The organism is Comamonas sp. GW821-FHT11H03 (assembly GCF_058807955.1).
The window spans coordinates 1-17722 of sequence record NZ_JBXARF010000007.1; the positions used below are offsets into that span (position 1 = coordinate 1).

Below are 17722 nucleotides of genomic sequence, written 5' to 3' on the forward strand. Positions count from 1 at the left end.
AGAGTTTGTTCCGAAGAACTGGCTGCTTGCCCTCAAACGCCCACGCTTATCGGCTGTATTTTTTTAAGGAACCGAGTGCAAAATCAAAAACTTGATCCTGAATCTCGTTGCTTGCTGCGATCAGCGAAGCCTTGAATTGTATCACAACTTTGCCGCCTGATTTCATTCAGATCGACTAGCAAAAATTTGCATTTCGCTCAGTGAAGCCTTGCATTGTACACAGATTTTTGCAGTCCAGACAACACCTGCACGGACATCCAGACAAAGAACCCCGGCAGGCAAAGCCTGCCGGGGTTCTTTGTCGCTTCTCAAGCGCGAGCGGCCTGCTCCAGTGCGTCGACAAACAGCGCAGCCACATCGCAGCCGGTCTGATCAAAGATCTCCTGGAAGCAGGTGGGACTGGTCACATTGATCTCGGTGACGTTATGGCCGATGACATCGAGCCCGATCAATAGCAGGCCGCGCTGCACCAGGCGCTCTCCAATGAACTCGGCAATTGCCTTGTCCTGCTCCTCCAACGGCCGGGCAACCCCCTTGCCACCAGCCGCCAGATTGCCGCGCACCTCATTGCCCTGCGGAATGCGAGCCAAGCAGAACGGCACGGGCTTGCCACCGATGATGAGCACCCGCTTGTCGCCATGAACGATGTCGGGCAGGAACTTCTGCACCATGACACTGGTGGAGCCGCCCTGATTCAGGGTTTCGATGATGCTGCCTAGATTGCGGCCGTCTTCGCCAACCCGGAAGATGCCCATCCCCCCCATGCCGTCCAGCGGCTTGAGGATGATGTCCTTGTGCTCCGCATGAAAGGCACGGATATCCTGGGCACTGCGCGTGACCAGCGTCGGCGAGATGAATTGCGCAAACTCCATGATGGCAAGCTTTTCGGGGTGCTCGCGCAGGGCACTGGGCTTGTTGAAGACCTTGGCCCCCTCGCGCTCCGCCTGACCGAGCATGTGCGTGGCATAGAAGAACTCGGAGTCGAACGGCGGGTCTTTGCGCATGACGATGGCGTCAAAGTCTGCCAGCACCGTCTGCGCAGACTGGGTTTCCTCGAACCATCGCCCCTTGTCCCCTGTCAGGGTGATATGCCGCACCCGCGCCATGACCTTGGAGCCACTTTGCCAGGAGATGTGGCGGGGCTCACAGGCCACGATCTGGTGACCTCGGCGCTGAGCCTCACGCATCATGGCAAAGGTGGAGTCCTTGTATATGACAAAGGATTCCAGCGGATCGGCGACAAACAGTATTTTCATGGTGAAAAACTCTAGCGGTAGAGGTAGATACCGGCATCATGCCCAGCCGGGCATAACACCACAATATGACGGCAGATACTCAGGTCTTGCGCACACGCAGGCTCTGGACAAGCAAGGCCAGGCTGCCAGCGACCACGCCCCAGAAGGCCGAGCCCACCCCTGCGATGACGACGCCGCTGAGCGTGACCAGAAAAGTGATGAGCGCCGCCTCTCGGTGCTTTTCTTCCTTGAAGGCCGTCGCCATGCCGCCGCCTATGGAACCCAGCAGGGCCAGTCCGGCGATGCAGGCCACCAGCTCCCTGGGGAAGGCGGTCAGCAGACCGGTAACCACTGCACCAAAGATAGCTATCAATATATATAGCAGTCCGCACACGGCAGCAGCGGTATAGCGCTTGTTTCTGTCCTCATGCGCCTCGTCTCCCATGCAGATCGCCGCCGTGATGGCACTGAGGTTGAGGGCATAGCCGCCAAAAGGCGCCAACAGCAAGGTCGCCACGCCGGTCATGCTGATGACCCTGGACACCGGTATCGGATAGCCTGTGGCGCGAATCACCGCCACGCCCGGCAGATTCTGCGAGGCCATGGTCACGACGAACAGGGGCAAAGCCAGGCTGATGAGCGCCTGCAGCGAGAACTCGGGAGCCGTATAGACCGGCATGGCCAGACCTGCGTGTACGGCCGACCACTGCATCTGCCCGCGCAGCGCAGCCCAGGCAGTTCCAGCCAGCAAGGTGATGATGACCGCATAGCGCGGAGCCATGCGCCGCGACAGCAGATAGGCGAGCAGCATGACCAGCCCCAGGGACAGATTGGTCTCGGCCGCAGAGAAAGCCTGCATGCCGAACTTGGCCAGCACGCCGGCCAGCAGGGCCGAAGCGATTTCCATGGGGATGCGGTTCATGATGCGTTCGAACCAGCCGGTCACCCCGACCAGGATGATGAGGGCCGCGCTGACGATAAAGGCACCGATCGCCTCTGCCATGGAGAAACCACCTGCCAGCCCAGCGGTCGCCAGCACCGCCGCCCCCGGGGTGGACCAAGCCACCATGACCGGCATGCGCAGAATCAGCGAAGGGACCAGCGAACACAGACCCATGCCCAGGCCCAGCGCCCAAATCCAGGAAGTGATTTGCTCAGGCGTGGCATGAAAGGCCTGCGCCGCCTGAAACACCAGGGCTACCGAACTGGTAAAGCCTACCAGCACGGCCACAAAGCCTGCGGCCACGGCGGCAGGACTCAAGTCTTTGAAAAAGCGCATCCGTGCATTCTGGCACCAGCCCCACCGAAAATGATGCGCCCCGTGCGAGCGTGAATGGCGAAGCCCGCCATAACTTCAAAAATCATAGCTACTAGCGCTTACTGGTAAAGCGCTAAAGGCATATTTGACTCAAAATTTTTACAACTCGATCTTGGAGCCCAGCTCCACCACCGAGTTGCTCGGGAGGTGCAGGAAGTCAGCCACACGGCTCGCGTTCTTGTGCATCTGCGCAAACAGCTTTTCGCGCCAGTGCGCCATGGAGTTGTTCATGCGCGGGATGATCACATCACGCGACAGGAAATAGCTGGTGGACATGGAGTCCAGTTTGCAGCCTTGGGTACGCAGCTGCGCCAGCGCAGCAGGCACATCGGGCTCGTTCTTGAAGCCGTAGTGAATGATGACTTCCCAGCAGTCGCCGCCCAGCGACTCTGCCTCTACCCGCTTGTCCATCACAACCCAGGGCACTTCGTGGTTACGCACGGTCACAAAGAGATTGCGCTCATGCAGCACTTTGTTGTGCTTGAGGTTATGGAGAAGCGCATGCGGCACGGTGCCGGGCTCCCCCGAGAGAAAAACCGCCGTGCCGGGCACGCGCGTGGGCGGATGGCGCCAGGTGGATTCCAGAAACTGACGCAGATCCAGCGCATCCGCCTGCAACTTCTGATGCAGCAGCTCGCGCCCGCGACGCCAGGTCATCATCAGGGTGAAGACCGTGCCACCGATCAGCAGCGGGAACCAGCCGCCTTCAAACAGCTTGAGCAGATTCGAGGCGAAGAAAGCCAGATCCACCACGAAGAAGAAGCCCGTTGCCAGCAGGCACAAGGCCAGCGAGTAGTTCCAGCGATAGCGAATGACAAAGAAGGTCAGCATGGTGGTGATCAGCATGTCCAGCGTCACCGCAATACCGTAGGCCGCCGCCAGATTGCCGCTATTGCGAAACAGCAGAACAGCCAGCGCAATCGCCACAAACAGGCCCCAGTTGACCAGAGGCATATAGATCTGGCCAGTCTCCTTCACACTGGTGTGGCGCACTTCAAAACGAGGGAAGTAGCCCAGCTGAATGACCTGACGCGTCACGCTGAAGGCCCCTGTGATCAGCGCCTGCGAGGCGATCACCGTGGCCATGGTGGCCATGATGACCAGCGGCAGCAGCGCCCAGCTGGGTGCCATCATGAAAAACGGGTTCTTGACAGCCTCGGGATTGGCCAGCAGCAAGGCACCCTGACCAAAGTAGTTCAATGTCAGCGCCGGCATGGCAACGCTGAACCAGGCCAGACGGATAGGCTTCTTGCCGAAATGCCCGAGATCGGCATACAGTGCCTCGGCACCGGTCACGCAGAGCACGACCGAGCCCAGAATGATGAAGCTGATGCCCGGGCTGTTCCAGATGAAGCGGACCGCGTAATGCGGGCTGAGCGCAGCCAGGATTTCCGGATGCCCCATGATCTGATGCACACCCAGCAGGGCAATACAGACAAACCAGGTCACAGTGACAGGGCCAAAGAACTTGCCGATGCCTGCTGTACCGCGCTTTTGCACGAAGAACAGCAAAAACAGGATCACCAGCGTCAGCGGAATCACGGCCTTGGTGAAATGCGGCGAGATGACTTCCAGGCCCTCGACCGCCGAGAGCACGGAAATCGCCGGAGTGATCACGCCGTCGCCATAAAACAGCGAGGTGCCGAACATGCCCACCAGAAACAGCGTGCCGGACAGTCGCGGCTTGTCCTTGACTGTCTGCGAGGCCAGGGCCAGCATGGCCACCAGCCCGCCCTCGCCGTTGTTGTCGGCGCGCAGCACCAGTGTCACGTATTTGAGGGAGACGATGACCGTGAGCGTCCAGAACAGTACCGAGAGCACGCCATAGACGTTGTCTGGCGTGAACGGCACATAGCCTGAGCCGAAAACCTCCTTGACCGAGTACAAAACACTGGTGCCGATGTCTCCATAGACGACACCGATCGCACCCAGGGTCAGGGCGCCTAGCGAGGATTTCGAATTTTGCACAGGTCAGGAGCGACTCGTAAGGCAGTCACCGAGTGGGGAAATTGTCGGCATTGTGCGCTGTCCTCAGCGCCGGTGAGATCAGTCGTAGATTTCTGCGTCGGGATTAGTGGCTTCCAGCTCATAGCTGGCAGCCAACATGGCCAAACGTGCTATCACGCCATACATGTAGAAGCGGTTCGGGGCGCTGGCGCCCGGGCGCGCGCTGACCTGAGGCAGGTGATTGCTCTGCTGGAAAGCCAGGGGCACATAGCCCGCACCGGGGGCATTGAGGTTCTCGTCCTCGCCGCGCTCGGGGTGCATGCGGTAGAAACCGCCCACCACGTAACGATCCATCATATAGACCACAGGCTCGGCCACGGCGTTGTGCATGCGCTCATAGGTCAGCACGCCCTCCTGCACGATGACGTCATGCACGGTCTGGCCGTCCTTGATGACTCCCATCTTGTTGCGGCTCTTGCGCGGCAACGCGGCCAGCTCCTTGGCATCGCGCACGGTCATCACGCCCATGCCGTAAGTGCCGTTGTCGGCCTTGACCACGGCAAACGGCTTTTCCTTGATGCCATATTCCTTGTACTTGCGGCGCACCTTGCCCAGGATCACGTCCACCTGCTCGGCCAGGGCCTCCATGCCCGTGCCTTCGGCAAAATCGATGTTCTCCACATGGCCGAACAAGGGATTGATCAGCCAGGGGTCGATGCCCAGCAGCTTTCCGAAGCGCTTGCCGACTTCCTCGTAGCTCTGGAAGTGGCGACTCTTGCGACGCACATTCCAGCCTGCATGCAGCGGCGGCAGCAGATATTGCTCGTACAGCTCCTCGATGATGCCGGGCACGCCGGTGGAGAGATCGTTGTTGAGCAAAATGGTGCAGGGGTCGAAATCCTTGAGGCCCAGGCGGCGCTTGCTGCGGATCACCGGCTCCAGCTTGATCTCGTCACCCAGCGGCAGCGTGATGGACAGCGTCTTCTTGATCTCGGGGCTGATGGAGCCGATACGCACGTTGAGACCCGCCATGCTGAAGATGCGCTTGAGCTGCAGCACGCTGGCCAGATAGTGGGTGTTGCGCGTGTGGTTCTCGGGGATGATGAGCAGATTGCGCGCCTCGGGGCATATCTTTTCGATAGCAGCCATCGCAGCCTGGACAGCCAGTGGCAGCATTTCATCGGTCAGGTTGTTCCAGCCGCCTGGAAACAGGTTGGTATCCACCGGTGCCAGCTTGAAACCCGCATTACGAATATCCACCGAACAGTAGAACGGCGGCGTGTGCTCCATCCATTCCAGGCGGAACCAACGCTCAATGGCAGGCATGGAGTCGAGAATGCGCTGCTCAAGTTCGTTAATGGGGCCGGTCAAAGCCGTGACGAGATGTGGAACCATAAATACCCTCAGGAGACGATGGTGGGGGGCAATTGTAGAGATTGAAGCATGAGATAGGTGTTTTCCCCAATCTTTGTTTCAACGACGCCAGAATGCCGGTGACAGCAAAGCCATGAAACTCAGTATCTCGAGCCGCCCCAACAGCATGCCCAGAGTACACACCCAGATCTGGAAATCCGTCAACACCGTGTAGTTGGATGATGGGCCAACCGCGCCCAGCCCCGGCCCCATGCAGTGCACGCTGGCCAGCACCGCAGAGAACGCGGTCAGAGGGTCGAGATCGGTCAACAGCAGCACCATGCTCAGCACAATGACGGTGGCACCGTAAACCAGCATGTAGGCCAGCACCGAAAAAATCATCGGGTTATCTACCACCGCATCGCCCAGCCGCACCGGCTGCACGGCTCGCGGGTGCACCAGACGTGTCATCTCGCGCCTGGCCTGCTTGACCAGAATCAGCATGCGCACCATCTTGATGCCGCCTCCGGTCGAGCCCGCACTGGTGGCCACCCCCGACAGCAGCAACAGCAAGACAGGAATGAACACCGGCCAAGCCAGATAGTCCGTGGTGGAAAAACCGGTGGTCGTGGCTACCGAGACGGTGTGGAACATGCCGTTGCGCAAGGCATCCAGCGGCCCATAGACACCCTTGATCCAGAGCAGCAGCGCCACCAGCAGGCCCGAGCCCAGCAGCACGCCAATCGTGGCGCGCATTTCGGGGTCGCGCATAAAGCTATCGATGCGGCCCTTGCGCATGGCCACGAAGTACAGCGCAAAGTTGCAGCTGGCCAACAGCATGAACAGCAGGGCCGCGACCTCCAGCAGTGGCGAGTTGAAATAGGCAAAGCTGGCATCGTGCGACGACAGCCCGCCCAGACTCACCGTGGCGAACATATGCATCAGCGCATCCAGGGGCTGCATGCCGCAGACCCAGAAGGTCAGAAAACAGCCAATGGAGAACAGCGCGTACACGCCCCACAGGCCCTTGGCCGTTTCGGTGATACGCGGCGTGAGCTTGGTGTCCTTGACGGGGCCGGCGGCCTCCGCCCTGAAAAGCTGAGCACCTCCTACACCCAGCAGCGGCAGCACGGCCACGGCCAGAATCAGAATCCCCATGCCCCCCATCCATTGCATGAAGGTACGCCAGACATTGATGGACACTGGCAGCTGATCCAGGCCGCTGAGCACCGTGGCCCCGGTTGTCGTCAGGCCCGATACGGCCTCAAAGTAGGCATGGGTAAGGCTGATGGAGATGCCCACCCGGTTCAGCCCCATCACCAGCGGCACCATGGCGCACAGCGGCAGCACCACCCAGACCAAGGTCACCAGAATCACACCATGGCGCGGTTGCAGATCCTGCTTGTGACGGTGCAGCCCCCCCCACAGCAGCAGGCCCACGCCAACCGTCAGTCCGATCGACCAGGGGTAGATGCGCCAGATGCCATCCTGGGTGAACCAGGAGATGCCAAAGGGCAGCAGCATGGCGCCGGCAAACATGATCATCAGCATGCCCAGCACACGCAGGACAGGGAGCAGGTCTTTCATGAGCGCAGCTTAGAAAAAGGTGGCGCTGACGCGGAACAGGTTTTCCACGTTGCGCACCAATCGCTTGTTGGGCAGGAAGAACACCACATGATCGCCGGATTCAATCACGGTATGGCTGCGCGGAATGATGACCTCGGCCTCCAGTGCCGCGCCTGCCACTTCCTCGCAGGTCTTGCCTTCTGGAATGCCGCGAACGATGAGACCGATATGCACTTCCTCGGGCAGGCGCAGCTCTTCCACCTTGCGGCCCACCACACGCGAGCTTTTGCGGTCGCCGCGCGCCACGATCTCCAGTGCCTCGGCCACACCACGGCGCAGGCTGTGCACGGCTTGCACATCGCCGCGGCGCACGTAGGCCAGGAACTCGCCCAGCATGGCTTGAGCAGGCGACAGCGCAATATCGATCTGCGTGCCGTGCATCAGATCGGCATAGGCGCGGCGATTGATCAGCGACAGAACGCGGCGCGCGCCCATGCGCTTGGCCAGCAGGCTTGACATGATGTTGTCCTCGTCATCGTCCGTCAACGCCAGAAACAGATCCACCTCTTCGATGCCCTCTTCCTCCAGCAAGGCCTCATCGGTGGCATCGCCTTCCAGCACCAGCACTTCGGCAGGCAACACCGACGACAGGCCCAGACATTGCTGGGCATTGGACTCGATGATCTTGACGTGAAAGCGCCCGGGCGTCTGCGCCAGCTTCTTGGCAAGTCGCAGGCTGACCTGGCCCCCGCCCGCAATCATGATGCGGAACACCGGCCGGCTCGTGCGCCCTGCCGGCAGGTTGATGGCCTTGAGCGCCTCGGACACATGCTCGGTCGCGGCCAGCATGAAGACTTCGTCGCCGGGCTCTATGCGCGTAGCCCCGTCACAGCGCACAAACCGGTCGGGCTCGTCCATGAAGCGGCGGTAGATCGCCACGATGCGCATGGCCAACTCGGGCATGCGCTCGCGCACCTGGGCAATCTGCAGGCCCACGGCAGGCGCGCCGGCGCGTGCGCGCACCGAGGCCAAGGCGGCTCGTCCGCCCGCAAAGGCCCGCACCTGCATGGCTTCCGGGTATTCGATGAGCTTGCGGATGTAATTGGTGACGGATTCCTCGGGACAGATGATGCGATCGACCGCAAAACCCTCCTTGCCCAGCACCGGGTCGTCCACCGCAAAGCTGGACGAGCGCACTCGCGCAATGCGGGTGGGAATATCGAACACGGCCTGGGCAATCTTGCAGCACACCAGGTTCGTCTCGTCCATGGAGGCACAGGCGATCAGCAGATCGGTGTCCTTGGCGCCCGCCTCGGCCAGCACCTGGGGATCGATGCCGTTGCCGACCACGCCGCGCAGGTCGAAGCGCGATTCCAGCTCGCGCAATGCGCGCGCATCCGTGTCGATGACGGTGATTCCGTTTTGCTCGGACACCAGACTTTCGGCCACACTCTGGCCTACGCGCCCGGCACCCAGAATAATGATTTTCATGGTGTTATGGAAAGGGATCCAAGCTGCGGCATTGAGTCATATCCGGAAAAGACCGCGCCTGCGGCTTCTCCGGCAGACGGACTTCAGGAACGGACTTCGCCGTCGCCCAAGACCACGTATTTGAGCGAGGTCAGCCCCTCGATGCCCACCGGCCCACGCGCATGGAACTTGTCAGTGCTGATGCCGATCTCGGCGCCCAGCCCAAACTCGAAGCCATCGGCAAAGCGGGTACTGGTATTGACCATGACGCTGGCCGAATCGACCTCGCGCAGGAATTTCTGTGCGTGCAGGTGATTGGTCGTCAGAATCGACTCCGTATGGTGACTGGAGTACTTGTTGATGTGGGCAATAGCCTCATCCACACCGTCCACCAGCTTCACGCTGATGATGGGCGCCAGATATTCCTCGTACCAGTCCTGCTCCACTGCCTCGGCCAGCTTGGCATCCTTGACGGTTTGCAAAATGGCCAGAGCCTCGGCATCGCAACGCATCTCCACGCCCTTGGCGGCATAGACGACACCGATTCTGGGCAGGAAGTCTGCAGCCACGGCACGCGCTACCAGCAGGCTTTCGCTGGCGTTGCAGGGGCTGTACTTGTTGGTCTTTGCGTTGTCGGCCACCTTCACGGCCATGGCGATGTCGCAGGGGTCATCCACATAGGTGTGGCAATTGCCATCCAGATGCTTGATGACGGGCACCTTGGCTTCGCGGCTGATGCGCTCGATCAGGCCCTTGCCGCCACGGGGGATGATGACGTCCACATAGTCGGGCATGGCGATGAGCTGGCCCACGGCGTCACGGTCGGTGGTTTCCACCAGTTTGACACCGTCTTCGGGCAGACCGGCTTCGGCCAGCGCCTGGACCACCAGCCTGGCCAGCGCCTTGTTGGAGTCAATCGCCTCCGAGCCGCCACGCAAGATGCAGGCATTGCCGCTCTTGATCGAGAGGCTGGCCGCTTCGATGGTCACATTCGGGCGGCTTTCATAAATCATGCCGAACACGCCCAGAGGCACACGCATCTGACCCACGCGGATACCGCTGGGCATTTGCTTGAGGCCGCTGATCTCGCCGATCACATCGGGCATGGAAGCGAGTTGCTCGCAACCTTCGGCACAGGTCTGCAGCACCTTGGGCGTCAGGCGCAGTCTGTCGACCATGGGGGCAGAAAGACCATTGGCCATGGCGCGCTCCAGATCGCGGGCATTGTCGATCTGCAGCGGCTCGATGTTCTCGCGCAGCAAACGGGCCAGCGCCTTGAGTGCTTTGTTTTTAGTAGCTGCAGACGCACGCGCCATCAGTGCAGAGGCAGCTTTTGCCTGTACACCAAGGTTGTGCATGTATTCGACGGTGTTGAGCGCGTTCATGGAGTGATTTTCGCCGAGATACGCAAGTTGCGCAGACAAGCCCGAGCATGAGGGGGTTTATGGCCCTGCGGACACCTACACTCGGCCTCTGAATCGCAAGGAAACTTATGAGCCACAACACCACAGCGCTGCAGGAAAGCGCCCGCCAGCTCCAGCAACTGCGCAGCGGATTCGAGCAGCTCGCCCACTCGCAGATCAGCGCCAGCGCCCTCGGCCAGCAGGCACGCGCCGCAACCGCACTGCTGCAGGCGCTGCCGCCACGCTATGGCGAGGTGCTGCTCAATCTACTGGACCGGCTCGAATCCAGCGCGCTGTTCACCGAGGAAAGCTGCTCCTTCAGCCAGAAGGACCTGCTGGACAACCTCCGAGCCTGGGCGGACAAAGCGCAGATACAACTGGAGAAGGTGCACTGAGCCGAGCACAGCGCAAAAAACCGACTCAGCTCTAGCGCGAAGGACACCGAGGAAGGGCCTACGCCGGCCGCGCCGCGCCGCCCCGCAACGAAGGTGCCGCCCCCCCGAAGACAGAGGGGAAGGCGGGGCCGCCCAGGCGGGGCTGCCCAGGCGCGCAGCGCCTCAGGGGGTGTTCCCTATTGTCGCCAGCTGCATGGCCAGCTGTCGCAGGGCCTGCCAGCTGTCGCGTGGCCAGCCCTCGCTGGGCAGGCCTTTGACAATGCCGTCCACCGCATGGGCAGCTTGCAGCAACTCGGCTGCGCGTGCATCGCTGACACGCGGCAGCAGCCGCTCCATCAGCCTCTCCTTGGGGCCCCAGATGCGGTTTTCGCGCAGCGCCATGGGCAGGGGCTTGCCGCCCGCCATGGCGTCCTTGACCCGCTTGATGTTGCGAATATCCTCGGCCAGCGCCCAATGCACCAGCACCTCGGCCTCGCCTTCGGCTTGCAGGCCATCCAGCATGCGCATGCTGCGCGCCACCTGGCCCGAGAGCACGGCCTCGGACAGCTTGAACACGTCATAGCGCGCCACATTGAGCACGGCCTGCTCCACCTGCGCCAAGCTCAGCTCGCCCTCGGGGTGCAGCAGGGCGAGCTTCTGAATTTCCTGGTGCGCGGCCAGCAGATTGCCTTCCACGCGGTCGGCAAAGAACTGCAGCGTGCGCTGCCCCTCTTCACCTGCGGCCACACGCTGATTCTGCAGCGCCAGACGCTGGGCAATCCAGTGCGGCAGCGCGCCGCGCTCCACGGGGTCGATCTGGATGGAGACGCCGTTGCCGTCCAGCGCTGCAAACCAGGCCCCGGTCTTGGTGGCCTTGTCCAGGCGCGGCAGACTGATCAGGGTCAACGTGCTGTCGTTGCCTTGAGCGCTGCTGGCCAGCTGCTGCAGCGCGGCGCTGCCATCCTTGCCGGGCTTGCCACTGGGGATGCGAATTTCCAGAATCTGCTTGTCCGCAAACAGGCTCAGGCTGCCTCCTGCCGCCAGCACGCCGCCCCAGTCAAAGTGCGCGCCCATGACGGTATAGCTGCTGCGCTCGGTATAGCCCTGAGCACGCGCCGCTGTACGAATCGCATCGGCCGCTTCCTGCTGCTGCAGCGGCTCGTCGCCATGCAGCACATAGAGCGAGCGCAAGCCCTTGGCCAGATGGGAGGGAAGCTGATTCAGCGCAAGCTGCATGGAGAAAATTTTTCTATTAAAAGTATCTGAAATGCCCTGATTTCAAGCGCCAGCAGCTATCAAATTCAGCAGGTCATCGCTGACGGCTCGCGGCCTCCGCCAGGGGGCGGCAGGCGACGTCCCGCCGCGCGGCGACTCAGGCAATGGCTTATGACACCTGCAGGCTCTTGACCGCAGCCAGGCGGCGAATGATCTGCTGCACGATGTCGTTGCGCATATCCTTGTTCAGCATTTCCTCTTCCACCGCCTTGGACAAGGCATTGGTTTCGTTATAGGTCACGTTGCGGATCTGGCGAATTTCGACGGGTTCGATCAGCTCGTCGCCGCCGGGCGTGCGCAGCGAGAAGCGCACAATCAGGCGCAGCTCGATTTCACGCACCTGACCGGCCACATTGGAGCCGATGATGACGCGCTGGGCCAGCTCGCTGATGATCTGGCAGATCACTTCGGCCGTATCGGGCGAAGCCGGGTCCTTGATCACGGTCAACTTGTCGCTGGCCGACTCCAGACTGCGACGCAGCAAGGTGCCCACGGGCGCACCACGCCCCGACTGCACGTAAATGGAGCGAAACACAAAATTCGGCGCACCGCGCAGGCGAAAGCCGCAGGCTCCCAGCAAAGGCGTCAAGGCCATCGCGGCCAGCAGCGTACGTTTTTGCATCAACTGTCCTCTAATCTTCAAGCCCTGCTGCGAGCATCGACTCTTGCTCCAGAAATACCGAGCAAGGGCCGCCCCGCAGCGAAGGTATTGTCCCCCTCCCGCGAAGCGAGAGAGGGGGAAGGCGCACAGCGCCTCAGGGGGAGACTCCGGTTACACCACGATATTCACCAGGCGACCCGGCACCACGATGATCTTCTTGGGCTCGCGGCCTTCGGCAAACTTCTGGTACTCCTCATTGGCCAGCGCCGCCGCCTCGATGGCCGCCTTGTCGGCTGTGGCGGACACCAGGATCGCACCGCGCAACTTGCCGTTGACCTGCAGCACCAGCGAGATCTCGTCCTGCACCAGAGCCTTGGGGTCGACCTGCGGCCAGGGGGCGTCGAGCAGATCGCCCAGGTGGTTGGCATAGCCCAGCTCGCTCCACAGCACATGCGCCAGGTGGGGCGTTGCAGGGTAGAGCACGCGCAGCAGAATGCCGAAGCCTTCGATCAGCGCCACCTTGGCGCCGGCGTCATCCAGGGCCTTGAAGTCTTCCAGCGCATTGATCATCTTCATTGCGCCGGAGACCACGGTGTTGTATTGCATGCGCGAGTAGTCGTACTCGACCTGCTTGAGCACGTTGTGGATTTCCAGACGCAGGGCCTTGGCTGCCTTGCCGAACTCCACATCATCGAGCGACTTGGCACCGGCCACGCCCTGCACCGCGGAAGCCATGTCCATGCCTGTCAGCTTGCTGCCGAAGTTGTAGACGCGACGCAGGAAACGATAGCTGCCTTCAACGGCGGCATCGTTCCACTCCAGCGTCAGCTCGGGCGGCGAGGTGAACATGGTGTACAGACGTGCGGTGTCGGCACCGTACTTCTCGATCAGATCCTGAGGGTCCACGCCGTTGTTCTTGGACTTGGACATGGTGCCCACGCCTTCGTAGTCGATGGCGGTGCCCACGGGCAGCAGGCCGTCGGCGCTGTCCACTTCGACCTTCAGCTTGGCGCCGATGATCTTGCCGGACTCGTCGAACACATGCTCCACATCCTTGGGCCAGAAGTATTCCTTGGCGCCCTTGGCCGTGCGACGGCTGTAGATGTGGTTGAGCACCATGCCCTGGGTCAGCAGCTTGCTGAAGGGCTCGTCGATCTTGACCAGACCCAGGTCGCGCATGACCTTTGTCCAGAAGCGCGCGTACAGCAGGTGCAGGATGGCGTGCTCCACGCCGCCGATGTACTGGTCCATGGGCATCCAGTAATCGGCGCCATCGGCCACCATCTGCTCGCTGTTCTTGGCGTCGCAGTAGCGCATGAAGTACCAGGACGAATCCACAAAGGTGTCCATGGTGTCGGTTTCACGGCGGGCGGGCTTGCCGCAGCAGGGGCAGACCACGCCGGCGTGGAAGGCCTCGGACTTGACCAGCGGATTGCCGGAGCCATCGGGCACCAGATCCTGGGGCAGGACCACGGGCAGGTCCTTCTCGGGCACGGGCTGAGGACCGCAATCGGCGCAATGAATGATGGGGATGGGGGTGCCCCAGTAGCGCTGACGGCTGATGCCCCAGTCGCGCAGACGCCAGGTGGTCTTGAGCTCGCCCAGGCCCTTGTCGCCCACGATCTTGGCCACGGCCTGCACCGCATCCTTGTGGCTCAGACCGTCGAGATCGCCGGAGTTGATCAGTACGCCGCGCTCCTTGTCGCCGTACCAGTCGCTCCACTGCTTGTCGTCATAAGCGGCCTGGCCTTGCACGGACACCACCTGCTTGATGGGCAGGCCGTACTTGTTGGCGAAGGCGAAATCGCGCTCGTCGTGGGCGGGCACGCCCATCACGGCACCGTCGCCATAGCTCATCAGCACATAGTTGCCGATCCACACCTCGACTTGCGCGCCGGTGATGGGGTGGGTGACGAACAGGCCCGTGGGCTTGCCTTCCTTTTCCCTGGCGGCCAGCTCGGCTTCGGTGGTGCCGCCCTTTTTGCACTCCTCGATGAAGGCTGCCAGCTCGGGGCTGGAGGCCGCCGCATGCAGCGCCAGCGGGTGCTCGGGGGCGACTGCACAGAAGGTCACGCCCATGATGGTGTCGGCACGCGTGGTGAAGACATACATCTTGCCGTCCTGGATCAGCTGGCCGTCTGCACCCTTGATGTCATGGGTGAAGGCAAAGCGCACGCCGGAGGACTTGCCGATCCAGTTTTCCTGCATCAGGCGCACCTTGTCGGGCCAGCCGTTCAAAGTGGCCTTCTCGTTGCCGAGCTGCACATGGTCCAGCAGCTCCTGGGCGTAGTGGGTGATGGCCAGGTAGTAACCAGGGATCTCGCGCTTTTCCACCAAAGCGCCGGTGCGCCAGCCGCGCCCGTCAATGACCTGCTCGTTGGCCAGCACGGTCTGATCCACCGGGTCCCAGTTCACCACCTGGGTCTTGCGGTAGGCAATGCCTTTTTCCAGCATCTTGAGGAACAGCCACTGGTTCCACTTGTAGTACTCGGGTTCGCAGGTGGCGACCTCACGGCTCCAGTCGATGGCCAGACCCATGGCCTGCATCTGCTTTTTCATGTACGCGATGTTCTCGTACGTCCACTTGGCAGGCGGCACCTTGTTCTTCAGCGCGGCGTTCTCGGCAGGCAGGCCGAAGGCGTCCCAGCCCATGGGCATGAGGACGTTGTAACCCTTCATGCGCAGCTGGCGCGTGAGCATGTCGTTGATGGTGTAGTTGCGCACATGGCCCATGTGCAGCTTGCCGCTGGGGTAGGGCAGCATGGAGCAGGCGTAGTACTTGGGCTTGCTTCCGTCTTCGCTGACGCGGTAGGCGTCCTTGGCTTGCCAGTGTTCTTGCGCGGCGCGCTCGACCTCGATGTGGTTGAATTTTTCTTGCATGGTGCAGTGCAGTGGCCGCCAGCCCCACTTGGGATCCGGCAAGGTAGAAATCTGAAATCAGCAGGGATTTTAGGCTGCCCGACCGCTTGCGCCGGTTTAGCCCCGCATTACCGCAAAACCCGCTGCGCCATCCGGGCGACCTTCCTGCACGCCACGCTGGGAAATAAGGCTTTGCGTAAGCTAGTGGTTGTTCACACATTGCTGAACTTTTTGCACGGCTGCCGGTCTGACCGGCCTGTTTCCGTGCCCGACGCCATCGCCTGCCTTCTGCCCGAAGTTGCCAGACTTGCGCTCCTGCCCCGGTCCATTCTTCTGAGGAGCTGCTCTTGCTTTCCCGCTGGTCTTTTGTTTCTGACTGGAATCCCGCCATGCAAATTCTGGCCTCGCTCTGCGTCCTGGCCCTGACCGCCCTTGTGGCCGGCTGGCTGACCCAGTGGCTGGGGCTCAAGGTCTTTCGCCGTATGCGCGACACCCTCAAGACCGGCTGGGCCCAGATCCTCATGCACGACAAGGTGCTGCGCCGCCTGGCCAAGGTCGTTCCCTCGCTGATCGTGCAGTTCGGCATCCAGGGCGTGCCGCATCTGGAGCCGCGCTGGACCACGCTGATCACCAATGTGGCGGTGGCCTTCACGCTCTACCATCTGGCGCGCGTGCTGTGCGATCTGCTCAATGCCACGAACGAGGCCCACGAACGCGACGAGGCGCGCAAGGCCGCCGTCCAGACCCATTCCATCAAGAGCTATGTGCAACTGGGCAAGCTGCTGGTCTGCAGCTTTGCCGTGGTGCTCATCGTGGCCACGCTGATGGACCGCTCGCCGCTGCTGCTGCTCTCGGGCCTGGGCGCCATGTCGGCCGTGCTGATGCTGGTGTTCAAGGACACCATCCTCTCCTTTGTCGCAGGCGTTCAGCTCGGCAGCAACGACATGCTGCGCGTAGGCGACTGGATAGAGATGCCCCAGGTCGGTGCCGATGGCTTTGTGACCGATATCGCGCTCAATACCGTCAAGGTGCAGAACTGGGACAAGACCATCACCACCATCCCTACCTGGCGGCTGATGACGGACAGCTTCAAGAACTGGCGCGGCATGTTCGACTCGGGCGGACGCCGCATCATGCGCTCGCTGAACCTGGACGCCAACACCGTGCATCTGCTCTCGCCCGAGGAACGCGCAGGCATGGGTCATATCGCCCTGCTGCAACCCTACTGGAGCGAGCGTGACGGCCTGCAGGCCATGCCCGGCGCGGCCGAGGCCGCCATGCCTACCCAGGCCATCGCCGCCCACCAGGTGACGAATCTGGCCGCCTTCAAGGCCTATGCCTACGCCTATCTGATGGGCCACCCGCGCATTGGCAAAGGCCCGGGCATGTTCCTCATGGTGCGCACGATGGAGACATCGCCCACCGGACTGCCTCTGCAGCTGTTCTGCTACACCAACACCACCGTCTGGGTGGAGTACGAAGGCATACAGGGCGAAATCTTCGATCATCTGATCGGCGTGCTGCCGCAGTTCGGACTGACGCTGTACCAGCGTTCGTCGGACTACGGCACACACTACCCAGCCGCCAAAATGTAGTAGCCCGTTAATACCCGCAGCACCGCATGCCTGTCCACAATGGTTTGACACTTCAACAGGAGACAGACCATGGCAGGCAAGAAGATTTTGATGATTTGCGGCGACTACTGCGAAGACTATGAAACCATGGTCCCGTTCCAGGCCCTGCTGGCCGTGGGCCATACCGTGCACGCCGTCTGCCCCGACAAAAAGGCCGGCGACCAGATCAAGACTGCCATCCACGACTTTGAAGGCGCACAGACCTATAGTGAAAAGCCCGGCCACAACTTCACGCTCAACGCCACGTTTGCCGATGTGAAGCCCGAGCAGTACGACGCGCTGGTCATCCCCGGCGGCCGCGGCCCCGAGTATCTGCGCGGCTATGAAAGCGTGCGCGCGGCCGTTCGTCACTTCTTCGACACCAACAAACCCGTGGCCGCCGTCTGCCACGGCGCGCAACTGCTGGCCGGGGCCGGCGTGCTCAAGGGCCGCACCTGCTCGGCCTATCCCGCCTGCCGCGCCGAGGTGGAACTGGCCGGAGGCAGCTATGCCGACATTCCCGTCGACCAGGCCCATACCGAAGGCAATCTGGTCAGCGCTCCGGCCTGGCCCGCTCATCCGGCCTGGATTGCACAGTTTCTCGCGCTGCTGGGCACGAAGATCTCACACTGAAATTGGCCTTCAGCGCTTTCCCATCAAGCGCAGCAAGCTATCAATTCAAGAGTCACCCACTTGACGCCGCACTCA

13 protein-coding genes are annotated in these 17722 nt (G+C 61.7%); 3 read left to right on the plus strand and 10 right to left on the minus strand.

Going from position 1 to position 17722, the window contains the following annotated elements; genetic code table 11:
- Positions 1-308 precede the first annotated feature (308 nt).
- The 7 genes from gshB to AC1RTQ_RS15935 all read right to left on the minus strand — a co-directional run bounded on the left by gshB (position 309) and on the right by AC1RTQ_RS15935 (position 10274).
- On the minus strand, positions 309-1256 hold the full coding sequence (gshB, locus tag AC1RTQ_RS15905) for a glutathione synthase (protein ID WP_492877140.1): 948 nt from the start codon (positions 1254-1256) through the stop codon (positions 309-311).
- A gap of 79 nt (positions 1257-1335) precedes the next feature.
- Entirely contained in the window at positions 1336-2514 is a 1179-nt protein-coding gene (locus AC1RTQ_RS15910; RefSeq protein WP_492877141.1) for a benzoate/H(+) symporter BenE family transporter, read from the minus strand.
- 138 nt (positions 2515-2652) lie between these two features.
- Positions 2653-4521 carry a potassium transporter Kup gene (locus tag AC1RTQ_RS15915; protein ID WP_409817343.1) on the minus strand — a complete coding sequence of 623 codons (1869 nt, stop codon included), beginning with the start codon at positions 4519-4521 and terminating at the stop codon, positions 2653-2655.
- Positions 4522-4599: 78 nt separating this feature from the next.
- Entirely contained in the window at positions 4600-5895 is a 1296-nt protein-coding gene (gene gshA, locus AC1RTQ_RS15920) for a glutamate--cysteine ligase (protein WP_302092448.1), read from the minus strand.
- Positions 5896-5973: 78 nt separating this feature from the next.
- Positions 5974-7440 (minus strand): TrkH family potassium uptake protein, encoded by a 1467-nt coding sequence (locus tag AC1RTQ_RS15925; RefSeq protein ID WP_492877142.1) that lies wholly within the window; start codon positions 7438-7440, stop codon positions 5974-5976.
- 9 nt (positions 7441-7449) lie between these two features.
- Entirely contained in the window at positions 7450-8910 is a 1461-nt protein-coding gene (trkA, locus tag AC1RTQ_RS15930) for a Trk system potassium transporter TrkA (RefSeq protein WP_492877143.1), read from the minus strand.
- Between the two features lie 83 nt (positions 8911-8993).
- Entirely contained in the window at positions 8994-10274 is a 1281-nt protein-coding gene (locus tag AC1RTQ_RS15935) for a glutamate-5-semialdehyde dehydrogenase (RefSeq protein WP_492877144.1), read from the minus strand.
- A 107-nt stretch (positions 10275-10381) separates the two neighbouring features.
- Between AC1RTQ_RS15935 and AC1RTQ_RS15940 the strand changes: the two genes are divergently transcribed.
- The gene (locus AC1RTQ_RS15940) at positions 10382-10687 is read left to right on the plus strand and encodes a hypothetical protein (protein ID WP_304351744.1); all 306 of its coding nucleotides are present in this window, start codon (positions 10382-10384) and stop codon (positions 10685-10687) included.
- A gap of 162 nt (positions 10688-10849) precedes the next feature.
- Here AC1RTQ_RS15940 and holA read toward each other — a convergent pair whose 3' ends face one another.
- From holA to leuS, 3 genes are all read right to left on the minus strand, one after another.
- Positions 10850-11902 (minus strand): DNA polymerase III subunit delta, encoded by a 1053-nt coding sequence (gene holA / locus AC1RTQ_RS15945; RefSeq protein WP_492877145.1) that lies wholly within the window; start codon positions 11900-11902, stop codon positions 10850-10852.
- A 148-nt stretch (positions 11903-12050) separates the two neighbouring features.
- Positions 12051-12563: an LPS-assembly lipoprotein LptE gene (locus tag AC1RTQ_RS15950; protein ID WP_492877146.1), complete on the minus strand. Its 513-nt coding sequence runs from the start codon at positions 12561-12563 to the stop codon at positions 12051-12053.
- A 150-nt stretch (positions 12564-12713) separates the two neighbouring features.
- The gene (gene leuS / locus AC1RTQ_RS15955; protein ID WP_409817352.1) at positions 12714-15422 is read right to left on the minus strand and encodes a leucine--tRNA ligase; all 2709 of its coding nucleotides are present in this window, start codon (positions 15420-15422) and stop codon (positions 12714-12716) included.
- A gap of 368 nt (positions 15423-15790) precedes the next feature.
- Here leuS and AC1RTQ_RS15960 point away from each other — a divergent pair, with 368 nt between their 5' ends.
- Positions 15791-16996: a mechanosensitive ion channel family protein gene (locus AC1RTQ_RS15960; RefSeq protein ID WP_492877148.1), complete on the plus strand. Its 1206-nt coding sequence runs from the start codon at positions 15791-15793 to the stop codon at positions 16994-16996.
- Positions 16997-17065: 69 nt separating this feature from the next.
- Positions 17066-17647 (plus strand): DJ-1/PfpI family protein, encoded by a 582-nt coding sequence (locus AC1RTQ_RS15965; protein WP_003060496.1) that lies wholly within the window; start codon positions 17066-17068, stop codon positions 17645-17647.
- Positions 17648-17722 lie beyond the last annotated feature (75 nt).

Coding starts and splice junctions, on each gene's coding strand:
- AC1RTQ_RS15965 (WP_003060496.1), top strand. CDS start 17,066: ATGGCAGGCAAGAAGATTTTGATGATTTGCGGCGACTACTGCGAAGAC.
- trkA (WP_492877143.1), bottom strand. CDS start 8,910: ATGAAAATCATTATTCTGGGTGCCGGGCGCGTAGGCCAGAGTGTGGCC.
- leuS (WP_409817352.1), bottom strand. CDS start 15,422: ATGCAAGAAAAATTCAACCACATCGAGGTCGAGCGCGCCGCGCAAGAA.
- gshB (WP_492877140.1), bottom strand. CDS start 1,256: ATGAAAATACTGTTTGTCGCCGATCCGCTGGAATCCTTTGTCATATAC.
- holA (WP_492877145.1), bottom strand. CDS start 11,902: ATGCAGCTTGCGCTGAATCAGCTTCCCTCCCATCTGGCCAAGGGCTTG.
- gshA (WP_302092448.1), bottom strand. CDS start 5,895: ATGGTTCCACATCTCGTCACGGCTTTGACCGGCCCCATTAACGAACTT.
- AC1RTQ_RS15950 (WP_492877146.1), bottom strand. CDS start 12,563: ATGCAAAAACGTACGCTGCTGGCCGCGATGGCCTTGACGCCTTTGCTG.
- AC1RTQ_RS15960 (WP_492877148.1), top strand. CDS start 15,791: ATGCAAATTCTGGCCTCGCTCTGCGTCCTGGCCCTGACCGCCCTTGTG.
- AC1RTQ_RS15925 (WP_492877142.1), bottom strand. CDS start 7,440: ATGAAAGACCTGCTCCCTGTCCTGCGTGTGCTGGGCATGCTGATGATC.
- AC1RTQ_RS15940 (WP_304351744.1), top strand. CDS start 10,382: ATGAGCCACAACACCACAGCGCTGCAGGAAAGCGCCCGCCAGCTCCAG.
- AC1RTQ_RS15910 (WP_492877141.1), bottom strand. CDS start 2,514: ATGCGCTTTTTCAAAGACTTGAGTCCTGCCGCCGTGGCCGCAGGCTTT.
- AC1RTQ_RS15935 (WP_492877144.1), bottom strand. CDS start 10,274: ATGAACGCGCTCAACACCGTCGAATACATGCACAACCTTGGTGTACAG.